Source organism: Pseudomonas sp. Ant30-3, assembly GCF_000690905.1.
Classification (GTDB): Bacteria; Pseudomonadota; Gammaproteobacteria; order Pseudomonadales; family Pseudomonadaceae; genus Aquipseudomonas.
In genome coordinates this window covers 1-23,091 of sequence record NZ_JMCL01000112.1, presented here as the reverse complement: position 1 = coordinate 23,091, position 23,091 = coordinate 1, and the positions used below count along the sequence as shown (strand labels likewise).

19 protein-coding genes are annotated in these 23,091 nt (G+C 57.2%); 5 read left to right on the top strand and 14 right to left on the bottom strand.

The window, feature by feature from the left end:
• Positions 1 to 148: 148 nt before the first annotated feature.
• The 4 genes from DU29_RS0124885 to DU29_RS0124870 are packed head-to-tail and all read right to left on the bottom strand — an operon-like array spanning position 149 to position 3,593.
• Positions 149 to 1,300, bottom strand: coding sequence for an osmoprotectant ABC transporter ATP-binding protein OsmV (locus DU29_RS0124885; RefSeq protein ID WP_028624148.1), 1,152 nt, complete (start codon positions 1,298 to 1,300; stop codon positions 149 to 151).
• Complete coding sequence (locus DU29_RS0124880; protein ID WP_028624147.1) at positions 1,297 to 1,950, bottom strand: ABC transporter permease; 654 nt, start codon at positions 1,948 to 1,950, stop codon at positions 1,297 to 1,299. Before DU29_RS0124880 ends, DU29_RS0124885 begins: the two co-directional genes overlap by 4 nt.
• A gap of 12 nt (positions 1,951 to 1,962) precedes the next feature.
• Positions 1,963 to 2,856, bottom strand: a complete 894-nt coding sequence (locus DU29_RS0124875) for a glycine betaine ABC transporter substrate-binding protein (protein WP_028624146.1) — start codon at positions 2,854 to 2,856, stop codon at positions 1,963 to 1,965.
• Between the two features lie 20 nt (positions 2,857 to 2,876).
• Positions 2,877 to 3,593 carry an ABC transporter permease gene (locus DU29_RS0124870; RefSeq protein ID WP_028624145.1) on the bottom strand — a complete coding sequence of 239 codons (717 nt, stop codon included), beginning with the start codon at positions 3,591 to 3,593 and terminating at the stop codon, positions 2,877 to 2,879.
• A gap of 456 nt (positions 3,594 to 4,049) precedes the next feature.
• Between DU29_RS0124870 and DU29_RS0124865 the strand changes: the two genes are divergently transcribed.
• Positions 4,050 to 5,633, top strand: a complete 1,584-nt coding sequence (locus tag DU29_RS0124865; RefSeq protein WP_028624144.1) for a peptide chain release factor 3 — start codon at positions 4,050 to 4,052, stop codon at positions 5,631 to 5,633.
• Positions 5,634 to 5,767: 134 nt separating this feature from the next.
• Here the strand turns inward: DU29_RS0124865 and DU29_RS0124860 are convergent, their stop codons facing one another.
• The gene (locus tag DU29_RS0124860) at positions 5,768 to 6,136 is read right to left on the bottom strand and encodes a nuclear transport factor 2 family protein (protein WP_028624143.1); all 369 of its coding nucleotides are present in this window, start codon (positions 6,134 to 6,136) and stop codon (positions 5,768 to 5,770) included.
• Positions 6,137 to 6,408: 272 nt separating this feature from the next.
• Here DU29_RS0124860 and DU29_RS0124855 point away from each other — a divergent pair, with 272 nt between their 5' ends.
• From DU29_RS0124855 to DU29_RS0124840, 4 genes are all read left to right on the top strand, one after another.
• A complete protein-coding gene (locus tag DU29_RS0124855; protein ID WP_028624142.1) occupies positions 6,409 to 7,794 on the top strand; it encodes a DUF6002 family protein in 1,386 nt (461 codons plus the stop codon).
• Positions 7,791 to 8,843, top strand: a complete 1,053-nt coding sequence (locus DU29_RS0124850; RefSeq protein WP_028624141.1) for a hypothetical protein — start codon at positions 7,791 to 7,793, stop codon at positions 8,841 to 8,843. The genes DU29_RS0124855 and DU29_RS0124850 overlap by 4 nt, the downstream gene beginning before the upstream one ends.
• A complete protein-coding gene (locus tag DU29_RS0124845) occupies positions 8,836 to 10,038 on the top strand; it encodes an MFS transporter (protein WP_028624140.1) in 1,203 nt (400 codons plus the stop codon). The genes DU29_RS0124850 and DU29_RS0124845 overlap by 8 nt, the downstream gene beginning before the upstream one ends.
• 156 nt (positions 10,039 to 10,194) lie before the next feature.
• On the top strand, positions 10,195 to 10,413 hold the full coding sequence (locus DU29_RS0124840; RefSeq protein WP_028624139.1) for a hypothetical protein: 219 nt from the start codon (positions 10,195 to 10,197) through the stop codon (positions 10,411 to 10,413).
• A 200-nt stretch (positions 10,414 to 10,613) separates the two neighbouring features.
• Here the strand turns inward: DU29_RS0124840 and DU29_RS0124835 are convergent, their stop codons facing one another.
• The 9 genes from DU29_RS0124835 to DU29_RS0124795 all read right to left on the bottom strand — a co-directional run bounded on the left by DU29_RS0124835 (position 10,614) and on the right by DU29_RS0124795 (position 22,831).
• Positions 10,614 to 11,594 carry a peptide ABC transporter ATP-binding protein gene (locus DU29_RS0124835; protein WP_028624138.1) on the bottom strand — a complete coding sequence of 327 codons (981 nt, stop codon included), beginning with the start codon at positions 11,592 to 11,594 and terminating at the stop codon, positions 10,614 to 10,616.
• On the bottom strand, positions 11,594 to 12,562 hold the full coding sequence (locus DU29_RS0124830; RefSeq protein WP_028624137.1) for an ABC transporter ATP-binding protein: 969 nt from the start codon (positions 12,560 to 12,562) through the stop codon (positions 11,594 to 11,596). Before DU29_RS0124830 ends, DU29_RS0124835 begins: the two co-directional genes overlap by 1 nt.
• A 12-nt stretch (positions 12,563 to 12,574) precedes the next feature.
• The gene (locus DU29_RS0124825; protein WP_028624136.1) at positions 12,575 to 13,486 is read right to left on the bottom strand and encodes an ABC transporter permease subunit; all 912 of its coding nucleotides are present in this window, start codon (positions 13,484 to 13,486) and stop codon (positions 12,575 to 12,577) included.
• A 10-nt stretch (positions 13,487 to 13,496) separates the two neighbouring features.
• Complete coding sequence (locus DU29_RS0124820; RefSeq protein WP_028624135.1) at positions 13,497 to 14,507, bottom strand: ABC transporter permease subunit; 1,011 nt, start codon at positions 14,505 to 14,507, stop codon at positions 13,497 to 13,499.
• A 74-nt stretch (positions 14,508 to 14,581) separates the two neighbouring features.
• Positions 14,582 to 16,177, bottom strand: coding sequence for an ABC transporter substrate-binding protein (locus tag DU29_RS0124815; RefSeq protein ID WP_028624134.1), 1,596 nt, complete (start codon positions 16,175 to 16,177; stop codon positions 14,582 to 14,584).
• A gap of 78 nt (positions 16,178 to 16,255) precedes the next feature.
• Positions 16,256 to 17,689, bottom strand: a complete 1,434-nt coding sequence (locus DU29_RS0124810; protein WP_028624133.1) for an OprD family porin — start codon at positions 17,687 to 17,689, stop codon at positions 16,256 to 16,258.
• Positions 17,690 to 17,857: 168 nt separating this feature from the next.
• A complete protein-coding gene (locus DU29_RS0124805; protein WP_028624132.1) occupies positions 17,858 to 19,459 on the bottom strand; it encodes an ABC transporter substrate-binding protein in 1,602 nt (533 codons plus the stop codon).
• 302 nt (positions 19,460 to 19,761) lie between these two features.
• Positions 19,762 to 21,387 (bottom strand): ABC transporter substrate-binding protein, encoded by a 1,626-nt coding sequence (locus DU29_RS0124800; protein ID WP_028624131.1) that lies wholly within the window; start codon positions 21,385 to 21,387, stop codon positions 19,762 to 19,764.
• A gap of 727 nt (positions 21,388 to 22,114) precedes the next feature.
• Positions 22,115 to 22,831, bottom strand: a complete 717-nt coding sequence (locus tag DU29_RS0124795) for an SIMPL domain-containing protein (protein WP_028624130.1) — start codon at positions 22,829 to 22,831, stop codon at positions 22,115 to 22,117.
• Positions 22,832 to 23,091: the final 260 nt, after the last annotated feature.

Genomic DNA, 23,091 nt, shown 5'->3' with positions numbered 1-23,091 from the left:
GAGGGGATTTATCCCCGCTGGGTTGCGAAGCAGCCCCATAAACTGCAACTACGGCGTGTCTGATACACCGCATTCTTTAGTTTTGGGACTGCTCCGCAACCCAGCGGGGATAAATCCCCTCGCCACAGGCTTCATCCAAGCCTCAGGCTTACGCAGTCTCGGCCGGCGAAACAATGCTGGTTTTGCCGCCACGGGATTTACCGGAACTCAGGTACTCGGCAATCGACTCCTGCGTCACTTCTCCGAGGAACACTCGCTCGGCATCCATCACCGGCAACCATGAGCGGTTGAACTCGTACATGCGCGACAGCAGGATGCGCAGGTGCTCGTCGTACGCCGCTGTGGCGTTGAACTCGCGAAGGTATTGCGCGCAGGTACCGGTCTGACGGTGCAGGTCGCGACGTCGTACATAACCCAGTGCCTTGTTCTCACCATCGGTGACCACGACATAACGACGGTCATGTTCATCCATCAACTCCAGCGCATCGGCCACCGGGGTTTCCGGGCTGACCGACGGCGCGTTGTCCGCGGCGTCCTCGGCTTTCACCAGCAGCAGACGCTTGAGCGTGCTGTCCTGGCCGACGAAGTTGCTGACAAATTCGTCTGCCGGGTGGGCGAGCAAGGTGTCCGGGTGATCGATCTGCAGCAGCTTGCCTGCACGGAAAATCGCAATCTTGTCGCCCAGCTTGATCGCTTCGTCGATGTCGTGGCTGACCATGATCACCGTCTTGTTCAGCGCGCGTTGCATCTCGAAAAATTCGTTCTGGATCATCTCGCGGTTGATCGGGTCGACCGCACCGAACGGTTCGTCCATCAACAGCAAAGGTGCATCTGCCGCCAGCGCCCGAATCACACCGATTCGCTGTTGTTGGCCGCCGGACAATTCACGTGGGTAGCGCGTCAGGTACTGCTTGGGTTCAAGCTTGATCATGCTCATCAACTCGCGGGCGCGGTCGTGGCATTTCTGTTTGTCCCAGCCGAGCAGGCGCGGAACGATGGTGATGTTTTCTTCGATGGTCATGTTCGGGAACAGACCGATCTGCTGGATCACATAACCGATGTTGCGACGCAGGGTCACGGCGTCGAGGTCGGTGGTGTCTTCGCCGTTGATCAGGATCTTGCCCGAGGTCGGTTTGATCAGGCGGTTGATCATTTTCAGCGTGGTGCTTTTGCCGCAGCCCGATGGCCCGAGGAACACGCAGATCTCGCCTTCATTGACGGTCAGGCTTACCGAGTCCACGGCTTTGACATCTTTGCCGTTGCTTTGGAAAGTCTTGCTGAGGTTTTGAAGTTCGATCATTTCAGGAGTCCTTTTGGAGTCAGCGTGCGTTGCAGCCATTGCAAAAGCAGGTCGGCGAAGATGGCCAGAAGACTGACCAGCACGGCACCGACGATCAGCATCGACATGTCGCTGCGGCTGATGGAAGCAAGAATGAGTACACCGAGGCCACCGGCGCCGATGGTCGCGGCGATGGTCATCACACCGATGTTCATGACCACAGCGGTGCGCACGCCGGCGAGAATGACCGGCACGGCGATCGGCAGCTCAACCATGCGCAAGCGCTGGCCGAACGTCATGCCGATGCCGCGAGCGGCTTCGCGAATACCCGGTTCCACGCCAGTCAGGGCCAGGTAGGTGTTGCGCATGATTGGCAGCAGCGAGTACAGAAACACCGCGGTGATGGCCGGCATCGGGCCGAGGCCCTGACCAAATTTCGAGTAGAACGGCAGCAACAGACCGAACAGGGCAATCGATGGCACAGTCAGCAGTACGGTGGCGCTGGCTTGCAAGGGACCGGCGAGCGTCGGGAAACGCGTCATCAAAATGCCCAGAGGCACACCGACGACGATTGCCAGGGTCACGGCGATGCCGACCAGGGTGATGTGCTGCCAGGTCAGGTGTGCGACCTGTGCCCAGTCGAGGTGGGAAAAGGCGTTCAGAAATTCCATGTCTTTTCCTCCTTAGTTGAGGGGATGCTGGCGCAGGAAATCTGCGGCAACCGATGAAGGGCTCTCGTGATCGACATCGACCCGCGCGTTGAGTGCACGCATGGTTTCATCATCGAACAGTTCAGCCAGTGGCTTCATTTGTTCGGCGAGTTTCGGGTTGGCGTCGAGGAATGCCTGGCGCACCACCGGGGCGGCGGTGTAGTCGGGGAAGTAATGCTTGTCGTCTTCCAGCAGCTTCAATTTGAAGGCATTCAAACGCCCGTCGGTGGTATAGACCAGACCGGCAAACACCTGGCCATTGCGCAGCGCGGTGTAGACCAGCCCGGCATCCATCTGGCGGATGTTCTTGCGGGTCAGGTTCACGCCATACAGCTCGACCATGCCAACGAGACCGTCAGAGCGATTAGCGAACTCGGTATCCAGCGCGACCAGGTGATTTTTCTTCGCCTGCGCCTGCAGCACTTCGGTGAGTTGGCTGATGGTGTTGATCTGCGGGTATTCATCCGCAACGTTTTTCGGCAGCGCCAGCGCGTAGGTGTTGCTGAACTTCGACGGGGTGAGCCAGACCAGACCTTTTTTCGCGTCGAGTTCTTTCACTCGGGCGTAGGACTGTTCGCTGTCGAGTTTTTCCGTGACGTGGTTGTAGGCCACCAGCGAAACACCGGTGTATTCCCAGAGCATGTCCAGCTGGCCACTTTCATGAGCACTGCGCGCCAGGTTGCTGCCCAGTCCGCCAGTCACCTGAACGTCGTAGCCTTTGGTGCGCAGGTATTGCGAGGTGATTTCCGCCAGCAGGGTTTGTTCGGTGAACACCCGGGCGCCGATGCGCAGCACCGGTTTTTCAGCGGCTTGGGCGATTCCTGCGAACAGCAGGACGCAGCCCAGCAATAAGGTCAGTCTTTTCATAAATATTCCTTTGCCGAGGCTTAAGACGGGCGCAAGCCGCGTTCGAGCCAGAGGCGGCTGGTGAGTGTCACCAGACCGTCGAGCAGCAAGGCCAGCAAGGCGGTGCAAGCCGCGCCGAGCAGTAGCTGCGGCTGATTGTTCAGGGCGATGCCCGGGAAAATCAGGCTACCCAGACTGTTCGCGCCAATCAGGAAGGCCAGCGGGGCGGTCCCGACGTTGATCGCCAAAGCCACGCGCACGCCACCGATGATGATCGGCACCGCGTTCGGCAGTTCGACGCGCCAGAGCACCTGAGCGGGTGTCATGCCAATACCGACAGCGGCTTCCTTGAGCGAACCCTGAACGTTTTTCAGGCCTTCATAGGTGTTGCGCACGATGGGCAACAACGAGGCGAGGAACAGGGCAAAAATCGCCGGGCCGCTGCCGATGCCGAGGATGCCCAGGGCGATCGCAAGTACGGCGAGAGGCGGCACGGTGTTGCCGATGTTGAAGATCTGCATGAAGCGTTCGGCGCGGCCAACCATGCTTGGGCGGCTGAGGAAGATGCCGGCGGGGATGCCCACGACAAGGGCGGCCAGCATGGAAGCGAGGACGAGAATCAGATGAGCTTGCAGGTAAAACAATAAATCGTCGCGGTAATGTTCGATCGTGTCGATGCCGATCCAGTGGACCAGCAGGGCCAGAAGGGCGACGACAACCGCTCCTCCTATCAGCCCTTTGCCATAGCGAATAGCCACAGGCAGACTCCTTTTTTTCTTTGTCGGCGAACGCAGTCCTGCTTGGCATGCCATTGCTGGCTGCCGGATTAAACGTTCGCGAGATGCAGCTCTACCATCACCGGTTAGACGGGATGACATCGAGCCATAAGCGCAGCCTCGTCAGGCCAACTTGCAGGTTTTTCAAACCCTGCTACGAGAGCTGTAACAGGGGAGTGGACGCCTCCACCTTTTAAAAGGTTCCATAGTTAGCAGCATTTAGCCACCCTTAATGCCAGGCCACATTTCTGTAGGAGCCGGCTTGCTGGCGATGCCATCCCCTCGGTGCGTCTGTCGGATGAAGGCGCGCCTATCGCCAGCAAGCCGGCTCCTACAAGGCGATGCGGTGTTTGGGGAAGCCTACGGGCGGTGGTTCGTGACGGTCGGTTTGCGCTATACTCGCCGCCCTTTTTTGAATCACCTGCCAGGCGATTTCCCATGACCAAACAGGCCGCCGAAGTCGCGAAACGCCGCACTTTCGCCATTATTTCCCACCCCGATGCCGGTAAAACCACCATCACCGAGAAGCTCTTGCTGATGGGCAAGGCGATTGCGGTTGCCGGCACGGTGAAGTCTCGCAAGTCCGACCGCCATGCCACCTCCGACTGGATGGAAATGGAAAAACAACGGGGTATTTCCATTACCACGTCGGTCATGCAGTTCCCGTATCGTGATCACATGATCAACCTGCTCGACACCCCGGGCCACGAAGACTTCTCCGAAGATACCTACCGCACCCTGACAGCGGTCGACTCGGCATTGATGGTTCTCGACGGCGGTAAGGGTGTAGAGCCTCGGACCATCGCGCTGATGGACGTCTGCCGACTGCGCGATACGCCAATCGTCAGCTTCATCAACAAACTCGACCGCGACATCCGTGACCCGATCGAATTGCTCGACGAGATCGAAGCGGTCCTCAAAATCAAGGCAGCGCCAATCACCTGGCCGATCGGCTGCTACCGCGATTTCAAGGGCGTTTACCACCTCGCCGACGACTACATCATTGTCTACACCGCTGGCCACGGCCACGAGCGTACCGACATCAAAATCATCGAGAAGCTCGACTCCGATGAAGCCCGCGCTCATTTGGGTGACGAGTACGATCGCTTCGTTGATCAGCTGGAACTGGTGCAGGGCGCCTGTCACGAATTCAATCAACAGGAATTCCTCGACGGCCAATTAACCCCGGTATTCTTCGGTACTGCGCTGGGCAACTTCGGTGTCGATCACGTGCTCGACGCCGTGGTCAACTGGGCGCCGAAACCCTTGGCCCGTGTTGCCAACGAGCGCACCGTGGAACCGGTTGAAGAGAAATTCGCCGGCTTCGTGTTCAAGATCCAGGCGAACATGGACCCGAAACACCGCGACCGTATCGCCTTCATGCGCATCTGCTCAGGCAAGTACGAAAAAGGCATGAAGATGCGCCACGTGCGCACCGGCAAAGACGTACGGATCGGCGACGCGCTGACGTTCTTCTCCTCCGAGCGTGAACAGCTTGAGGAAGCGTTTGCTGGCGACATCATCGGCCTGCACAACCACGGCACTATCCAGATCGGCGACACCTTCACCGAAGGCGAAGTCCTCGGCTTCACTGGCATCCCGCACTTCGCCCCGGAACTGTTCCGCCGCGTGCGTCTGCGCGATCCGCTGAAATCCAAGCAACTGCGTCAAGGTCTGCAGCAGCTTGCGGAAGAGGGCGCGACTCAAGTGTTCTTCCCGACGCGCAGCAACGACATCATCCTCGGCGCCGTGGGTGTGCTGCAGTTCGATGTGGTCGCCAGCCGTTTGAAAGAGGAATACAAGGTCGAGTGCTCATACGAGCCGATCACCGTGTATTCCGCACGCTGGATCGATTGCAGCGATAAAAAGAAGCTCGAAGAATTCCAGATCAAGGCCGTGGAAAACCTCGCCATCGACGGCGGCGGTCACCTGACCTACCTGGCCCCGACCCGAGTGAATCTGGCGCTGATGGAAGAGCGCTGGCCGGACGTGAAATTCCGTGCGACGCGTGAGCATCATTAAGCGCTGAGTGGTTACACCGAAAACCCCGGTCGCGAAAGCATCGGGGTTTTTTGTTGCTTGCTCAAAGATCAAAAGATCGTCCGAACGTCGTCCGAACGTCGTCCGAGCCTTCGGGCGATCTTTTTATTTTTGATTCATCCACCGTCAGGGATTTTTGTCCCCTGATGAAAAACCATTTTCCATTGCTCGCGCTGCATCTGCCAGATTGAACTGCGCAAGCTGTTGGCGGGCCGGCGCTGATCTATTGAACCTGTCTGGCAGCGGTAAGTCACCAAGACCGTGTTTTCAGATAAAGATCTAACTTCGAATTCGCTAATTGTGCGCGGTGTAAAAGACTGATGGGGTAGTTGCTCAACCACTTGTTGTTTGTTCCAAATGCTGCCGCTTGCGCCGAACTCAATGAATTCTTCAGCGAGTAAGTAGGAGATTTCTGCGGGATTACATCGTGTGAGCTGTGCCAAGAGGCGCTGCTCCAGCAGCAGGAGGGTTTGAATCAGCTCCATGGCGGTTTGCCTTTTTTCCAAGAGGTAGGTTTCACCATAACTTACTGAGCGCTGGATTACATCGGTATCTCAGGAGCAGTCGGAACTTACCATGGACCAAGCCCTACCAGATTTGCGTGTAGGATAATTCTGTAAGCGGCTTTTCCGAATTATGTAGCTCGTGTCTGGTTTTCAGTTCTGCCTGTTTTTGCCAGCGACAAGGAAATGTTCGACGTCTAATGTTCGTCAGACATTCGCTGCAGCGACTTTTCCATGCGCAGGAGCACAGGGTAATGGCTGTTATAAAAAAAAATATGGATGTGCTTGAGAATCCGCGACCTCAGATTCCCTTTCCAGTTATCGAACACTATTACGATCTAATCGTCAGCAGTGCTTCTGCCTACCAAGTCAGCGGCAGCGACGAATCTTTTGAGCCTTCCATGAGGCTGGCTGAGCTGGATTCCCGCATGCGAAGCTTTCTTTCGGTAGCCACAGCCCAGTTTTTTGAGCTGGGCAAATACAGGGATATGCCTCTGCGTTTATTCGACCTCAGGCAAAATGCCGGTACTCAGACTACAAAGACTTTTGCCTCAACGTTGATCGTAGCGAGAGCCATTAGGCATATTCAGGAAACAGGCGAAAATGTCCTCTTGTTCTCCCCGTCCTCGGGCAATAAAGCAATTGCACTGCGAGATGCGGTATTGCGTGCGGTACAGACAAAGCTAGTGCACCGGGAACAGTTACGTATTATCACGCTAACGCCCGCTCAGACTGTCAGCAAATTGCGAAAAACCGAGCTCTACGATGATCCCGGCTTGCGGATTCTGAATCCTGTATTCGTGCTTGATACCGAATCGCCGGAAGCAGTGAAGGTCGTCGGGCAGCGATTCAAGGAGCTGTTCAATCATAGTCCGTTAATGGATTCGAAATTGTGGCATTCACTGCGACTTGAGAACTACCGGTTTTCCGATCAGGCCCGTGCATTTTTTGACTTCGAGTATGGCGACGCATGGAACACAGATCGCAAGACTGCACATGTGCATGCGGTGTCGAGCGCATATGGGCTGCTGGGTTATTGCTCAGGCATAGAAGAGTTGAAGCGGCAGAGAACCCAAGTTTCCAGCCCTGCGTTTTTGTTAGTCCAGCATCTGGCCACTGGTGACATGGTTCTGCACTTGCTCGACGGGAATTTCGAGAGAGGGTCTTTCCCGCGTTACACGCAGACAGTTAACGGCCTGTGGGAGCAGTCGGAATCTGCCCACTTTCCGGCGACAACCTGGGATCCTGACGAGGTTCTTGAACCTACGTTTTACACACACCTGCCACCTACCGCAGTAGAAATGACTGCGTTGGTCAAAGCGAATGGCGGGTCAGGAATTGTAGTCTCGCTGCATGAGTGCATGCAACGGTATGCCGAGTGCGTTCAGTTGCTGGCAAATACGCCTGTCAGGTTGCCTAACGATCCTCGAGACTTGAAAGAGTGGTCTTTGGTGATGGCCATGACGGGCTGCTTGAACGCAATTGATCGAAAACTTCTAAAGGGAATAGACGGTTGCACCATTCACGCATCGGGCAGCTACTGCCGTGGGGAATATGAAGCTATCCCGGCTGACGGCTTGACCGTTATAGGCAGCGCTGAAGAGATGATGGATTGGTTTCGCAGTCCCGTTCACCTATGAGCACTGAACCCTTCGCACGTTTGGAAGTTGTATGCCATTTCTGCATTTACAAGGGCCGGTCTAAAACCGGATCGGTTGCATCCCTTGTTTATGTGGGGCTGGAGGAAGGCTTGGTCTATATCGCCCCGTTCGTGGCGCAGTGTTTTTTTGAACATTCAATTTCAGAGAGGGAAGGCATCCTGGAGTGGAGCGAGCTTGATGATTTCATAGCGCATCAACAGACCGAGATTTGCTTATTGCTGGCCCCTAAGGAGCTTGTTCGGCATTGCCACCGCAGTGGCGATATCTTGGGAGTAAGCAGGATACATCAGAAAGTCGATGTTTCTTCGGGATGGGAGCACACAATTCGCCAGCTCTCCAATCGGGAAAATAAGCGTCGCGTTCAATTGATAGGTCAAGGCTTCGATTTTGATGTGTCACATGATGAAGGAGACTTCTTGGTTTTCTATCGCTCCATGCATGTTCCAACAATGCAGACTCGCTACGGCTGCCACGCCCGCAGCGTGCCGGAGGAAAAAGCGTATCTCGACCTGTTTAAACGGGGAGTGTTGTTTCGAATTAGTTTGAAGGGGGAATGGGTGGCAGGGAGTGTCTCGCAGATAGATGGGGCAACACGCACGCTTAACGCCCGCCTCATTGGCGTAAAAAATGGAGCGACCATTTACCGATCAAACGGGGCACAGAATTATGTCTATCACTCCATCCTTGAGTGGGCATCCGGCCAGCCGTCGATAGATTGTGTCGACTTTCAAGGATGCGAACCCTTTTTGAGCAAGGGAACTTTCCAATACAAGAAGCGCTTCGGTGCGATGGCGGTTATTCCTGAAAATGCATTCGGTGCATGGCGTTTATTGATACGAGCAAAGATGGAGTCCTCATCCGTCAGACAATTTCTCATAAACAACCCGCTGATCGGTGTAGACGGCGCGGGTCATTTGCAGGCGCAGTACTTTTTTGACTCACAGCATAAGGCTCGATTGGACATCCCTTGCGCGTCAAAAGGCATCGCCAGCGAAATCCTGCACAACCTGGATCAATGGCATGTCTGATCGGTTCATGCACGTATTCCGGCCGGAGGGCTATTTCTGTTCAATGGCCTGGGTGTTGGCTGCGTTGATATTCATCAGCCGGTTGAGCGCCATGGTCAAACTGTTCATGACGCTATATCTACGCCAGGCGCTGGGGTTGCCGATTGAAACAGTGGGCTGGATGTTGTCCGGGTACGGTGCCGGGTTACTGATCGGGTCGATGGCTGGAGGAGTGCTGAGTGATTATTTCTCGACAACTCGCCTCACAGCCGCACTGTTTTTTATCTCGGCCTGGATTCTGGTTTTGTTGGGACTGGTCACTGATGTGTTCTTGCTGGCCGCATTGCTTATTGTCAGCGGGGTACTTGATGGGGCGATTCGCACACTCCATCAGCGGTTGATCATGGAGTATTGCGAGACCGAACGACAGGCTCGTGCGCAATCATTGAACCGGGTTGCGAGCAATCTCGGCATGGCTGTCGCGGGAGTCGTGGGGGGCAGTCTTGCGCACGTTGATTTTCGCTGGGTATTTTATCTCAGCGCCGCAATGACCCTGTTGGCGTTAGCCTGGTTTGTCAGGGCGACACTGCATCGAGAGGTCATGCGGGCGGATGAGATGCGTCCAAGTGCAGCGGGGTCGAACGTACCTTTCAGAGATAAGCCTTTCCTCTGGTTAGTGAGCGCAGCAGTTTTGCTTGGCCTCGCGTTCGAGCCCGTCTACAGCATGCTGGGCAACTACTTACTTGACTATTACCGACTCGGTACTGAAGTCATCGGATGGCAATTCGCGCTCAATGCAGTGCTGGTGGTGGTACTGCAAATTCCGATCTCTCATTGGAGTGAGCGATGGGGGCCCCGCTGGCAACTGCTGGCGGGCAGTATGCTGCTGGCCTGTGGTCTCGGTATGTTGCCCTTAGGCTCGGGGGTAGTTTTTCTCTGCCTCTCAACGGTTATCTGGACACTGGGCGAGATTCTCTTCATGCCGACCTTGAACGTGCTGGTGATGCAGCACGCACAATCCCGGAAAAGCGGGCAGTACTTTGGGCTTTTCTCGATGTGCTGGAGCGCGAGCGCGTTGCTTTCACCGACGCTGGGCGGTCAACTTTACGGCCACTTCGGCGGGCACAGCGTCTGGGTGGCAAGTGCACTTTTGGCGCTTCTGTCTACACCGCTGATCTACATGGCCACTGCCAGGAAACATCCAGTCTTTACCTGATCTGGCTATACCCATTATTCCAATCCATTCTGCCGATGTATTGCATTCACGCCCATCATCACAGTCCTACTCTGAGAACCCGAATCGGTTTACAACCAGATTTCTTGCAACGTCGCGGCGTACGGGTTCGCTGCTGGCAAGCAGGAGGGATTGGCTATGAATATGTTTGTACGAGGTGTGGTGTTGCTGAAGGTTATGGTGCTGTTGGCGCTCGGATCGTCATCGGCCTGGGCCGAGTGCCCGGATCATGACAAGCAGGCGTTGAACGGCCAGAGCACTTACAGCGAAATGATGATCGCCGCGACGACCACTGATACGGATGATGAGAGCGGGGATGATGACGATACGATGGACGATGACGATAGCCAGACTTGATTCGCGGGTAAAGAAAACCTCTGCTATCCCGGCTGATTCAGAGCCGGAGTAGAAGAGGTTTTTGAACGGTATGCAAAACTCTGTAGGAGCTAGCTTGCTAGCGATTTCAGTGTGTCAGCTAACAGAGATGTCGGCTGATCGATCGCTATCGCCAGCAAGCCGGCTCCTACAGATTTTATGTTTGCCTCCAGACTTCTTGCTTACGCAGCACCATCCACAAATTGCTCCGCGTAATGACACGCCACCTGACGACTGTCGACCAAACGTAACAGCGGCTCTTCCGTGCTGCACCGCTCTGTCGCATACGGGCAACGCTTGTGAAACGCGCAACCCGACGGCGGATTCAGCGGATTCGGCAATTCGCCGACAATCTTGATTTTCGGTTTGTCCGGATCCGGGTGGATGGTCGGAGTTGCCGACAACAGTGCCTGGGTGTACGGGTGCAGGGGACGGGTATAGATATCCTCTTTCGGGCCCATTTCCACGGGGCGGCCGAGGTACATCACCATCACATGGTCGGCGACGTGACGCACCACCGCCAGGTTGTGCGAAATGAACACGTAGGCGGTGTTGAATTCCTGCTGCAGATCCATGAACAGGTTCAGCACCTGCGCCTGAATCGACACGTCCAGCGCCGAAGTCGGTTCGTCCGCCACCAGCACTTTCGGCTGCAGCATCATGGCGCGGGCGAGGGCGATCCGCTGGCGCTGGCCGCCGGAGAACATGTGCGGATAACGCTGGTAATGCTCAGGGCGCAAACCGACCTGCTTCATCATCGCCTGGACTTTCTCGCGACGTTCGCTGGCGCTCATGTTGGTGTTGATCAGCAGCGGTTCGGCAAGTTGATCACCGACTTTCTGTCGTGGGTTCAACGAAGCGTACGGGCTTTGAAACACCATCTGCACGTCTTTGCGCAGCTGTTTGCGTTGAGCCTTGTCGGCGCCGGCCACTTCCTGCCCGGCGATTTTCAAAGAGCCCGAGGACGGTTCTTCGATCAGCGTCAGGGCTCGGGCGAGGGTGGACTTGCCGCAACCCGACTCGCCAACAACAGCGAGGGTCTTGCCGGCTTCCAGTTCGAACGACACACCGTTCAAGGCGCGCACGGTCGCATGGCCCTTGAACAGGCCGCGGGACACTTCGTAGTGACGGGTCAGGTCGCGGGCGGTAAGTACGACGGCCATTACGCCACCTCCTGATTCAGCGGGTAGAAGCAGCGGGCGAGGCTATTGCTTTTCGGGTCGAGGGCCGGACGTTCCGTGCGGCAGTTGTCCCGCACGTAGGGGCAGCGTGGCGACAGCAGGCAACCTTGCGGGCGGTCATAACGACCGGGCACGATGCCCGGCAGCGTGGCCAGGCGCGATTCGCCCAGGCTGTGTTCCGGAATCGCCTTGAGCAGTGCTTCGCTGTAGGGGTGCGCCGGAATGTCGAACAGTTGCGGCACCTGACCGACTTCCACCGCTTGCCCGGCGTACATCACGCATACGCGCTGAGCGGTTTCGGCAACGACCGCGAGGTCGTGGGTGATCAGCACCAGGCCCATGTTCTGTTCTTTCTGCAACGCCAGCAGCAGGTCCATGATCTGTGCCTGAATCGTCACGTCGAGGGCCGTGGTCGGTTCGTCGGCGATCAGCAGTTTTGGTTCGCCGGCAATCGCCATGGCGATCGCGACACGCTGGCTCATGCCGCCGGACAGTTGATGCGGGTACGCGTCCATACGGCTCGCGGCGCCCGGGATCTCGACTTTTTCCAGCAGCTCGATGGCACGTTTACGCGCCTGCTTGCCCGACATTTTCAGGTGCAGACGCAGCACTTCTTCGATCTGGAAGCCGACGGTGTAGCTGGGGTTCAGCGCGGTCATCGGGTCCTGGAAAACCATCGCCAGGTCCTTGCCGACGATTTGCCGACGCTGACGATTGCTCAGCTTGAGCATGTTCTTGCCGTCGAAATTCAGCGCGTCAGCGGTGACGATGCCCGGGTGCTCGATCAGGCCCATCAGCGCCATCATGGTCACGGATTTACCCGAACCCGATTCGCCAACGATGGCCAGCACTTCGCCCTTGTCGACGGAGATGTCGAGCCCGTCGACCACCGGCACGGCGTTCTTGTCGCCAAAGCGAACGTTGAGATTCTTGATTTCCAACAGTGACATTTTTGAATCTCCTCAGGCGGCGTTCTTGAGTTTCGGGTCCAGCGCATCGCGCAGGCCGTCACCCATCAAGTTGATTGCCAGCACGCTGAGCAAAATGGTCAGACCCGGCAGACTTACAACCCACCAGGCGCGTTCGATGTAGTCGCGAGCCGAAGCCAGCATGGTGCCCCACTCAGGCGTTGGCGGTTGTACGCCGAGGCCGAGGAAGCCCAGTGCCGCGGCATCGAGAATCGCCGAGGAGAAACTCAAGGTGGCCTGAACGATCAATGGCGCCATGCAGTTGGGCAGCACGGTGATGAACATCAGCCGGGGCAGGCCGGCACCGGCAAGGCGCGCGGCAGTCACGTAGTCGCGGTTCAGTTCGCCCATCACCGCAGCGCGGGTCAGACGCACGTACGACGGCAAGGACACCACGGCGATAGCGATCACGGTGTTGATCAGGCCAGGGCCGAGGATGGCGACAATCGCCACGGCCAGCAGCAACGAAGGCAGCGCCAGCATGATGTCCATAAGACGCATGATGGTCGGGCCGAGCAAGCGCGGGAAGAAACCGGCAAACAGACCCAGCAGGATGCCCGGAATCAGCGACATCACCACCGACGACAAACCGATCAGCAGCGACAGGCGCGAACCTTCGATCAAGCGCGACAGCAGGTCTCGACCCAGCTCATCGGTGCCGAGCAGAAACTGGATCTGCCCACCTTCCAGCCACGATGGCGGGGTCAGCAGGAAATCGCGGTATTGCTCGCTCGGGTCATGCGGTGCGACCCACGGGGCGAAGATCGCGCAGAACACGATCAGGGTCATGAACATCAGGCCGGCAACGGCGCCTTTGTTCTTGGAGAAGGCTTGCCAGAATTCTTTGTACGGCGACGGGTACAGCAGGCTTTGATCGACTGCTACCGATGGAGTTGGAGTGGTCATGGTCATGATCTCAGCGCTGATGACGGATGCGTGGGTTGGCAAAGCCGTAGAGGATGTCCACCACGAAGTTGACCAGAATCACCAGGCAGGCGATGAGCAGGATGCCGTTTTGCACCACGGGATAATCCCGCGCGCCAATGGCTTCGATCAGCCACTTGCCGATGCCGGGCCACGAGAAAATGGTCTCGGTCAAAACCGCGCCGGCCAGCAGCGTGCCCACTTGCAGGCCCACCACGGTCAGTACCGGGATCAGCGCATTGCGCAAACCGTGCACGAACACCACGCGCGTGGGCGACAGGCCTTTGGCGCGGGCAGTGCGGATGTAGTCTTCACGCAGCACTTCGAGCATCGAAGAGCGGGTCATCCGCGCAATTACCGCCAACGGAATGGTGCCGAGCACAATGGCCGGCAGGATCAGGTGGTGCAGCGCATCAAGGAACGCGCCCGGCTCATCGGCCAGCAGCGTGTCGATCAGCATGAAACCGGTGCGCGGCTCGATGTCGTAGAGCAGGTCGATCCGCCCAGACACCGGGGTCCAGCCCAGGGATACCGAGAAGAACATGATCAGGATCAGCCCCCACCAGAAGATCGGCATCGAATATCCCGCCAGGGAGATGCCCATCACCCCATGGTCGAACAGGGATCCTCGTTTGAGTGCCGCGATCACACCGGCCAGCAGGCCCAGAATGCCGGCGAACAGCAGCGCGGCCAGGGACAGTTCCAGGGTCGCGGGGAACAGAGAACTGAATTCGTTCCAGACGCTTTCACGCGTGCGCAGGGACTCGCCAAGATCGCCTTGAGCCAGTTTGCCAATGTAATCCAGGTACTGGGCATACAACGGTTTGTTGAGACCAAGGCGTTCCATTGCCTGAGCATGCATTTCGGGATCGACCCGACGTTCGCCCATCATCACTTCCACGGGGTCGCCGGGGATCATGCGAATCAACGCGAAAGTCAGCAAGGTGATGCCGAAAAACGTGGGGATCAGTAACCCCAGTCGGCGGGCAATAAAACTAAACATCGTGTGGTGTACCTCATCAGCCGGTTAGGCGTGCCTGGCGTCCCTGTTGTCAGAGACGCCGGGAGTTTTCTTATCTACTTCACCTGGGTGGTGGCGAAGTTATTAGTGGTGAGGGGGCTAATCTGATAGCCCTCTACGTTGTTGCGCATTGCGGTGAACATTCTAGTGTGTGCGATGCTGATCCACGGTTGATCCTGATTAAAAATAACCTGGGCCTGTTCGTAAAGGGCTGCACGTTCTGCCGGATCAACCTTGGCGCGGGCCTGATCAAGCAGAGTTTGAAACTTGTCATTGCACCAGCGCGCGTAGTTTTCGCCGTTCTTCGCCGCTTCGCAACTGAGCATAGGCGTGAGGAAGTTATCCGGGTCACCGTTATCGCCCGCCCATCCGGCAGACACCATGTCGTGCTCGCCGTTCTTCGCGCGTTTGAGCATTTCACCCCATTCCATCACGCGGATGTCGATTTTGATGCCGACTTTGGCGAGGTCGGCCTGCATCATTTGCGCGCCGAGCATCGGGTTCGGGTTGGTCGCGCCGCCGCCGTTACGGGTGAACAGGGTGAACACTGTGCCTTCCGGTACGCCGGCTTCCTTCAACAGAGCGCGAGCCTTGTCGAGATCACGCGGCGGGTTTTTCAGGCTGTGGTTGTAGCCCAGCAGGGTGTCCGGGTACGGGTTGACCGCAACCGTCGCATTACCTTTGCCAAACAGGGCGTTGACCGCCGCTTCCTTGTCGAAGGCGATGTCGATGGCTTTACGCACGCGCACATCACTCAAATATTTGTGGGTGGTGTTCATGGCGATGTAGGCGACGGTCATCGCGTTCATTTCATCGACTTTCAGGTTGCTGTCTTTTTTGATGCTCGGAATGTCGTCTGGTTTTGGATACAGCGCGACCTGACATTCGTTGGCCTTGAGTTTTTGCAGGCGCACGTTGTTGTCGGTGGCGATCGCCAGGATCAGCGCATCGGCCGGTGGCTTGCCACGGAAGTATTCCGGGTTGGCCTTGAAGCGCACCTGCGCGTCTTTGTTATAGCGCTGGAAAATGAACGGTCCGGTGCCGACTGGCTTGTTGTTGAGGTCACCGGTCTTGCCGGCTTTGAGCAACTGGTCGGCGTATTCAGCGGAGTAGATCGACGAGAACGCCATGGCAATGTCAGCCAGGAAAGGCGCTTCGCGACGGGTCAGGGTGAACTTGACGGTACTGTCGTCAACCTTCTCGACACTTTTCAGCAGCTCCTTGAAGCCCATGCTTTCAAAGTACGGAAAACCCACGCTCGACAACTTGTGCCACGGGTGATTCGGGTCCAGCTGACGCTGAAAACTCCAGACCACATCGTCGGCGTTCATGTCGCGGGTAGGCTTGAAATATTCGGTGGTGTGAAACTTGACGCCTTTGCGCAGGTGAAACGTGTACGTCAGCCCGTCTTCACTGATGTCCCAGGAATCGGCCAGCGCTGGGATCACGTCCGTAGTGCCCGGCTTGAAGTCGGCCAGACGATTGAAGATGGTCTCGGCCACGGCATCGGCGGTGACTGCAGTGGTGTACTGGACCATGTCGAAGCCTTCCGGGCTGGCTTCGGTGCAAACCACCAGCGGTTTGGCCGAAACGCCGACCGCCGCACTCAGCAACGCGGCCGCAATGGCCGCACGTAGGGGAAGCATTTTCATCAAGAACCCTCTGCAATCAGTTGAAGGACAAAAGCCGAACGGCCGACTCATCACTGAATCAGCCGTTCGGCAGGGGTCTTACAGAATGTTGAACGGGATGGTCGTCACGAGACGGAACTCGTTGATACTGCCATCGGACTGGTTCTCGCTGGCGCGGTGAGCGGTGTAGGTTGCGCGCACAGTGGTGGCCTTGAGCGGGCCGCTTTGCACGGCGTATGCAGCGCCGATACCGTATTCATAATGGTGCTCGCCATCCTGAGCCTGGACACCGTCGTAACCTTTGCCAATCACGCCTTTGTTGCCGGTGTAGTGCGTGCCGTCGATGCCCCAGCCGCGTGCCTGATAGATGTTGAACTTCAGGCCCGGCACACCGTATTCAGCCATGTTCAGACCATAGGCGACCTGGAACGATTTCTCGTTCGGGCCGTTGAAGTCGGACAGCAGGGAGTTGGCCAGGTAGATGCCGTTGGTTTCGTTCAGGTAATCGAAGTATTCGTTACCGTTCACTTCCTGATACGAGAAGGTCAGGCTGTGGGCCTGGTGGGTCAGACCGAACGAGAGGGAGTAGGTGTCGTTGTCGATGTCGCCGATCAGCGCTTTGCCTTCTTCCTGAGTCTTGTAGTAGTTGAAGCCGGTGGTCAGGCTCAGCACCGAGCTGTCGCCCAGCACGTGAGTGGCGCCGAAGTAGTACTGGTTCCAGATATCTTCCGCCTGGGTCGCCCACAGGCTGGTGGTCAGGCTGGCGAATGGCGTATAGGTGATGCCGCCGGTGTAGATGTGATCGGCCTCTTGGCGACCGTTCGCATACTCGGTGCGGAATTTGCGCAGGCTTTGTTCGGTACGCGGGGAGACGCGGTCGAAGGTCGCGGCGTCAAACGTCAGGTTTTCCAGCTCCGCGACATTGAGGCTCACGCCCTGGAAACTCGAAGGCAGTGCGCGGTTGCCGATGGTGTCGACTTGCGGGCTGCTGTAGCTCTGGCGGCCGGCGGTCAGGGTGGTGCCGGAGAAGCGCGCCTTGACGTTGGCCAGACCGAGTTTGCTCCACTGGCCCACGGCATCGCCGCCTTTTTCGGTCAGCGTACGGTTGTTACCCGAAGCAACGCCGGTTTTCGGTGCGCCGCCATTGCCTGAAGCCATGTTCTCGCGATCGCGCTCCAGCGCAACAGCGTTGTACGCGGCGACTTCAGTGCTGAAACCGACTGTGCCTTCAGTGAAGCCCGAGTTGTACTTGAGGATGGTGCCCTGGACCCAGTTGATACGGCGATCAGTCTCGGCCAGCGAACCGTTTTTGGTGTAGGCAAATTTACCGCCACGCTTGAGTTGCTCGTTCGCATACCAGTTACGCGTGGTGCCGGTGATCGATTGACCTTCGACGAAGCCGGTGGCTTCGCTCTGGGCGCTCTTTTCCTTCACGGTTACCGGAGTGAAAGCCTGGCTTTGAGATTCTGCGTAGGCCGTAGCGGTTACGCTGCTGATGGCCAGGGCCAATAATGCGGTGCTGCTCAGTTTCATGGGTAAAGCTCCTTGGTTTCTTTTTTTTATTGCCGGTCTTCTTGGCGATCCGGCTTATTGGTGTGGAACTCTTCAGGCATCGCAAACGTTTGCTCAACGCCAAACTGGCGAATTGCGGCAATACGCTCGCTTGGGGGCGCACTGCGCCCCCGGCGTTTCAAATGACGATTATTTTTCCAGGCTGACACCCGAGAACACGTTGCGGCCGAATGGACTCACTTTGAATCCTTCAATTTTGGCGCTCAACGGCTGGTTGACCGTCGAGTGCGCGACTGGTGTGATCGGGACTTGCTGCTTGAGGTACTGTTGCGCCTGTTTGTAAAGCACGGTGCGCTGGTCGCGGTCGGTAACGATCTTGGCCTGCTTGATCAACTTGTCGTAAGCCGGATCGCACCACATGGAGTAGTTGTTGCCGCCGATGGCATCGCAGCTGTACAGCGTGCCGAGCCAGTTGTCCGGGTCGCCATTGTCACCGGTCCAGCCAATCAGGCTGACGTCGTGCTCGCCATTCTTGGTGCGCTTGATGTACTCGCCCCATTCGTAGCTGACGATCTTCACCTTGAGGCCGATTTTCGCCCAGTCAGCCTGCAGCATCTCGGCCATCAACTTGGCGTTCGGGTTGTACGGTCGTTGCACCGGCATCGCCCACAAAGTGATCTCGGTGCCTTCCTTGACGCCGGCAGCCTTGAGCAATTCCTTGGCTTTTTCCGGGTTGTAGGCGGCGTCCTTGATGGTCTCGTCGTAGGACCATTGCGTCGGCGGCATGGCGTTGACGGCCAGTTGGCCAGCACCTTGGTAAACCGCGTTGAGAATGCCTTGCTTGTTCACCGCCATGTCCAGCGCCTGACGTACTTCAAGCTGATCGAACGGCTTGTGGCGAACGTTGTAGGCGATGTAGCCGAGGTTGAAGCCGGGTTTCTCGATCAGTTTAAGTTTGCTGTCGTTCTTCAACGCAGCGACATCGGCCGGGCGCGGGTGCAGCGTAATCTGGCACTCGTTAGCCTTGAGCTTTTGCACACGTACTGAAGCGTCGGTGTTGATCGCGAAAATCAGGTTGTCGAGTTTGACCCGGCTCGGGTCCCAGTACTGCTTATTGCCGGTGTAACGGATGTTGGAATCTTTCTGATAGCTCTTGAACACGAACGGGCCAGTGCCGATCGGCTTCTGGTTGATGTCGCTCGGCTTGCCTTCGGCCAGCAACTTGTCGGCGTATTCGGCGGACAGGATCGCTGCGAAGCTCATGGCGATGTTCTGGATGAACGCAGCGTCAACGCTGTTGAGCGTCATGACCACGGTCAGCGGCCCGGTCTTCTCGACTTTGGCGATGTTCTTGTTCAGGCTCATTCCGTTGAAATAGGGGAATTCGGTCGGATAAGCCTTACGGAAAGGTTGTTGCGGATCAAGCATGCGATTAAACGTGAACAGCACGTCGTCGGCGTTGAAATCGCGGGTCGGCGTGAAGTACTTGGTTGTATGAAATTTCACGCCTTCGCGCAGGTGGAAGGTGTACTTGAGGCCGTCCTCGGAAATGTCCCAGCTTGTCGCCAGGCCTGGTACGACATTGGTCGCGCCTTTTTCGAATTCGGCCAGGCGGTTGTACAACGGCTCGGCGGCATCGTTATCGGTCGCGGTCGTGTATTGCGCGGTGTCGAAACCTGCCGGGCTGCCTTCGGAGCAGAACACCAAGCTGTTGTTGGCGGCCTGGCTGAAGGAACTGGCGGCCAGCAGGCCAGTGCCCAGCAGTGCGGAGAAAACCAAGGAATGGCGCATATCGCTCTCTTATTCAGTGTTTTGACAATGTGCTGACCTTCCGCCCGGAGACGCAGGTCGGCACCATTGATTTCAAGCCATGCCACGCAGCGAAAACCGAGAATCCACAAGAGCACTGGTCGGATCCCGACGGTATGAACCGTGGCTCCGGCAGTAAATGCGAAAAGTCCGAATGACTTGTGGGAAAAAGCGACGCGTCCTAGAACCTGCCTAATTGCGCAGAGGATTTGGACGTAGGCGTACTCCTACATTCTCGACAGAAAAAACAACGGCGACGTCATAAACGCCGCCGTTGCCATCTCTTATTTGCTGACGCTGACGCCGTAGAAGGAGTTCAAGCCAAATGGGCTGATCTTGAAGTCCTGCACATTGTTGCGCATGGGTTGGAACACCGTCGAGTGAGCGATAGGTGTCATCGGCACAGCGTCCTTGAGGACGTGTTGCGCCTGTTTGTACAGCTCAGTGCGTTTGCCCTGATCTGAAGTGCGCTTGGCTTGTTTAACGATGTCGTCAAACTTCTTGTCGCACCATTTGGAGAAGTTGTTGCCTTCCAGCGAGTCGCAGCCGAACAGCACGTTGAGCCAGTTGTCCGGGTCACCGTTGTCGCCGCTCCAGCCGATCAGCATCGCGCCGTTTTCGCCGCCCTTGGAACGCTTGATGTACTCGCCCCATTCGTAGGTCACGATCTTCGCCTTGATGCCAACCTTGGCCCAATCGGACTGCAGCATTTCAGCCATCAGTTTGGCGTTCGGGTTGTAAGGACGCTGAACCGGCATCGCCCACAGGTTGATCTCGGTGCCTTCCTTGATGCCGGCTTCCTTGAGCAACTCTTTGGCTTTCTCAGGGTTGTACGGAGTGTCCTTGATGGTGGTGTCGTAAGACCACTGGGTCGGTGGCATGGCGTTGACCGCCAATTGACCTGCGCCCTGGTAAACGGAGTCGATGATCTGCTGTTTGTTGACGGCCATATCCAGTGCCTGACGCACTTTCAGTTGGGCCATCGGGTTTGGCTGATCACTGCCCTTGATCTTGTCCATCACGTTGTAGGCGATGTAACCCAGGTTGAAACCGGCCTGTTCAGGCAGCTTCAGGGTCTTGTCTTCACGTAACGCTTTCAAATCTGCCGGACGAGGGAACAGGGTGACCTGGCACTCGTTTTTCTTCAGCTTCTGGATGCGCACCGACGGGTCGGTGGTGATGGCGAAGATCAGGTTGTCGATCTTGACGTCGTCAGGCTTCCAGTAATCCTTGTTGCCGGTGTAACGGATGTTGGAGTCTTTCTGGTAGCTCTTGAACACGAACGGACCCGTGCCAACCGGCTTCTGGTTGATGTCTGCAGCCTTGCCATCCTTGAGCAGCTGGGCAGCGTACTCGGCGGATTGCAGCGAGGCGAAGCTCATCGCCATGTTCTGGATGAACGCGGCGTCGACATCTTTCAGAGTGAACTTGACGGTGTGGTCGTCGACTTTCTCGATATTGGTGATGTTGGTGTCCATCCCCATATCGGTGAAGTACGGGAATTCGGTCGGGTACGCTTTGCGGAACGGATCATCCTTGTTAATCATGCGATTAAAGGTGAACAGCACGTCGTCGGCATTGAATTCGCGCGTGGGCTTGAAGTACGGGGTGGTGTGGAACTTGACGCCTTCACGCAAGTGGAAGGTGTACGTCAGGCCATCGTCAGAGATGTCCCATTTGGTCGCCAGGCCAGGAATCACGGCGGTGCCGCCGCGCTCGAACTGGGTGAGGCGGTTGAACATGGTTTCTGCAGAGGCGTCGAAGTCGGTTCCGGTGGTGTACTGACCAGGATCGAAACCGGCCGGGCTCCCTTCGGAGCAGAACACCAGGTTAGTCGCCGCTTGGGCGAAAGGTGCGCTGGCTAACAAGCTTGCGCCGACTAAAAACGGAATGACCGCGTGTTTAAGCATGGTGGCCTCATGATTTGTTGTCATTTTTGGAATTAGAGGACGACCTCGTGAGTCGTGCCTGCGGATACTTATGCAGGGGCCATACCCAATGCAAGTTCCAGAGCGGTTGCGGGCCTTAAACAGTGGCACGGGCGTACCTTAATGTCGCATATCTGTAAATTTTGGCGCATTTGACCGTTTGCGCGGGTTTTTTTCGGTGCAACCTGTGCGCTTGGGAGGGGCAACCGGGGTGGCTTATGCACTGTCATGGCGCGGGGTGTTACTTATTTATACCTGGGTGGGGGGAGGGTTTTTGTCCCTTTTTCGGTGTGACCATGCCCTCGCTCCGGTCCTGCTCCGTGGGCCCGGCGCGATCGGCCATCCTTGGCCGTGCGCGCCTAACCCGGCATCCATGCCGGGTTGCCCACTGCGCAGAACCTCCACTCGGCCTTCCGAGGGGACGCCAAGATCAAGGGCGACAGGCGAGCTAACGCTCGGCCTTGAGTGGTTAGAAGGGGGGGCACGCGGGATGCATTTGATCTGTAGGAGCAAGCTTGCTCGCGATGGCGGCCTCAAAGCTAACCAGATTCCGCGAATGTCCCCAACCTCTGTGGGAGCAAAGCTTGCTCGCGATGGCGTCATTCGCCCCTCCGAAATCTCCAGCCAAAGCGCACTCTTCAATCCCAACCGTGCAAAAAAAAACGGCGATCACCTCGGTGATCGCCGTTCTGTCATGCGGGTAATGAAATCAAGGCATCAACACTTCAATCGACCCATCCGCCGTCATGCTGACCTGGCTGGTGCCGGCTTCAACTTCAGGGGTGACCGGGGCGGAATCCATGCTGGCCGCTTTCATCATCATCGGCCCACGCATGTACGGTTGTGGGTAGCCGTTGCTGTTGAGATTCAGGTTGACGATTTTGTAGCTCTTGCCGCCGAGTGCATCGGTAGCCAGTTGCGCGCGGGCCTTGAAGGCGCTGACGGCTTCTTTAAGCAGTGTGTCTTCGCTGGCTTTGCGGGTTGGTGTGGCGATGGCGAAATCCATGCCGCCCATTTTCAGGTCGGTCAGCAGTTCGCCGGTCAGTTTCGACAGGGCGGCGAAGTCGGAGCTTTCGAGGCGCAGTTCGGAGCGCTCGCGCCAGCCGGTGATTTTCTGGCCTTTGGTGTCGTAGATCGGGTAGCTGTTGCGGCTGCCCTGGCGCAGGGTGATGTCTTTGACTTGCTTGGCCTGGGCCAGGGCCTTATTCATAGTGGTGCTGACGTCGGCAGCGAGCTTGGCCGGGTCGGTGTTTTGTTCTTCGGTATAGAGCGTCACGATCATCAGGTCGCGGGCGACTTCCTGACTGACTTCGGCACGCAGGGAGATCTGGTTGTAATGCAGCTCGTCGACGGCCAGGGCCGGGAGGCTGGCGACGGTGCCAGCGCTGAGTGCAAGAAGGGCGGCGCTGCGGCGGAAACTGTGCATGAAAACTCCTTGGACATTGCGCAGGGGTAAGGTCCCAACCTGCGTCAAAACCATCAGACTCTAGCGTTATTGATCCGGTTCGCACAGTTACAACTTCTATACAGATGATTCGGCTGGTGGTGGTGGCTTTTTGTGGCGAGGGAGCTTGCTCCCGCTGGACTGCGAAGCAGGCCTGAACCGGCTTCGGCGATCCAACAGTCGAACCGAGCCAGCCGATTTGCGTCTGCTGCGCAGCCGAACGGGAGCAAGCTCCCTCGCCA

What these genes read in the sequence shown, in the direction of transcription:
- DU29_RS0124885 (WP_028624148.1), bottom strand. Translation starts at nt 1,300, where the DNA reads ATGATCGAACTTCAAAACCTCAGCAAGACTTTCCAAAGCAACGGCAAA.
- DU29_RS0124880 (WP_028624147.1), bottom strand. Translation starts at nt 1,950, where the DNA reads ATGGAATTTCTGAACGCCTTTTCCCACCTCGACTGGGCACAGGTCGCA.
- DU29_RS0124875 (WP_028624146.1), bottom strand. Translation starts at nt 2,856, where the DNA reads ATGAAAAGACTGACCTTATTGCTGGGCTGCGTCCTGCTGTTCGCAGGA.
- DU29_RS0124865 (WP_028624144.1), top strand. Translation starts at nt 4,050, where the DNA reads ATGACCAAACAGGCCGCCGAAGTCGCGAAACGCCGCACTTTCGCCATT.
- DU29_RS0124860 (WP_028624143.1), bottom strand. Translation starts at nt 6,136, where the DNA reads ATGGAGCTGATTCAAACCCTCCTGCTGCTGGAGCAGCGCCTCTTGGCA.
- DU29_RS0124855 (WP_028624142.1), top strand. Translation starts at nt 6,409, where the DNA reads ATGGCTGTTATAAAAAAAAATATGGATGTGCTTGAGAATCCGCGACCT.
- DU29_RS0124850 (WP_028624141.1), top strand. Translation starts at nt 7,791, where the DNA reads ATGAGCACTGAACCCTTCGCACGTTTGGAAGTTGTATGCCATTTCTGC.
- DU29_RS0124845 (WP_028624140.1), top strand. Translation starts at nt 8,836, where the DNA reads ATGTCTGATCGGTTCATGCACGTATTCCGGCCGGAGGGCTATTTCTGT.
- DU29_RS0124840 (WP_028624139.1), top strand. Translation starts at nt 10,195, where the DNA reads ATGAATATGTTTGTACGAGGTGTGGTGTTGCTGAAGGTTATGGTGCTG.
- DU29_RS0124835 (WP_028624138.1), bottom strand. Translation starts at nt 11,594, where the DNA reads ATGGCCGTCGTACTTACCGCCCGCGACCTGACCCGTCACTACGAAGTG.
- DU29_RS0124830 (WP_028624137.1), bottom strand. Translation starts at nt 12,562, where the DNA reads ATGTCACTGTTGGAAATCAAGAATCTCAACGTTCGCTTTGGCGACAAG.
- DU29_RS0124825 (WP_028624136.1), bottom strand. Translation starts at nt 13,486, where the DNA reads ATGACCACTCCAACTCCATCGGTAGCAGTCGATCAAAGCCTGCTGTAC.
- DU29_RS0124820 (WP_028624135.1), bottom strand. Translation starts at nt 14,507, where the DNA reads ATGTTTAGTTTTATTGCCCGCCGACTGGGGTTACTGATCCCCACGTTT.
- DU29_RS0124815 (WP_028624134.1), bottom strand. Translation starts at nt 16,177, where the DNA reads ATGAAAATGCTTCCCCTACGTGCGGCCATTGCGGCCGCGTTGCTGAGT.
- DU29_RS0124810 (WP_028624133.1), bottom strand. Translation starts at nt 17,689, where the DNA reads ATGAAACTGAGCAGCACCGCATTATTGGCCCTGGCCATCAGCAGCGTA.
- DU29_RS0124805 (WP_028624132.1), bottom strand. Translation starts at nt 19,459, where the DNA reads ATGCGCCATTCCTTGGTTTTCTCCGCACTGCTGGGCACTGGCCTGCTG.
- DU29_RS0124800 (WP_028624131.1), bottom strand. Translation starts at nt 21,387, where the DNA reads ATGCTTAAACACGCGGTCATTCCGTTTTTAGTCGGCGCAAGCTTGTTA.
- DU29_RS0124795 (WP_028624130.1), bottom strand. Translation starts at nt 22,831, where the DNA reads ATGCACAGTTTCCGCCGCAGCGCCGCCCTTCTTGCACTCAGCGCTGGC.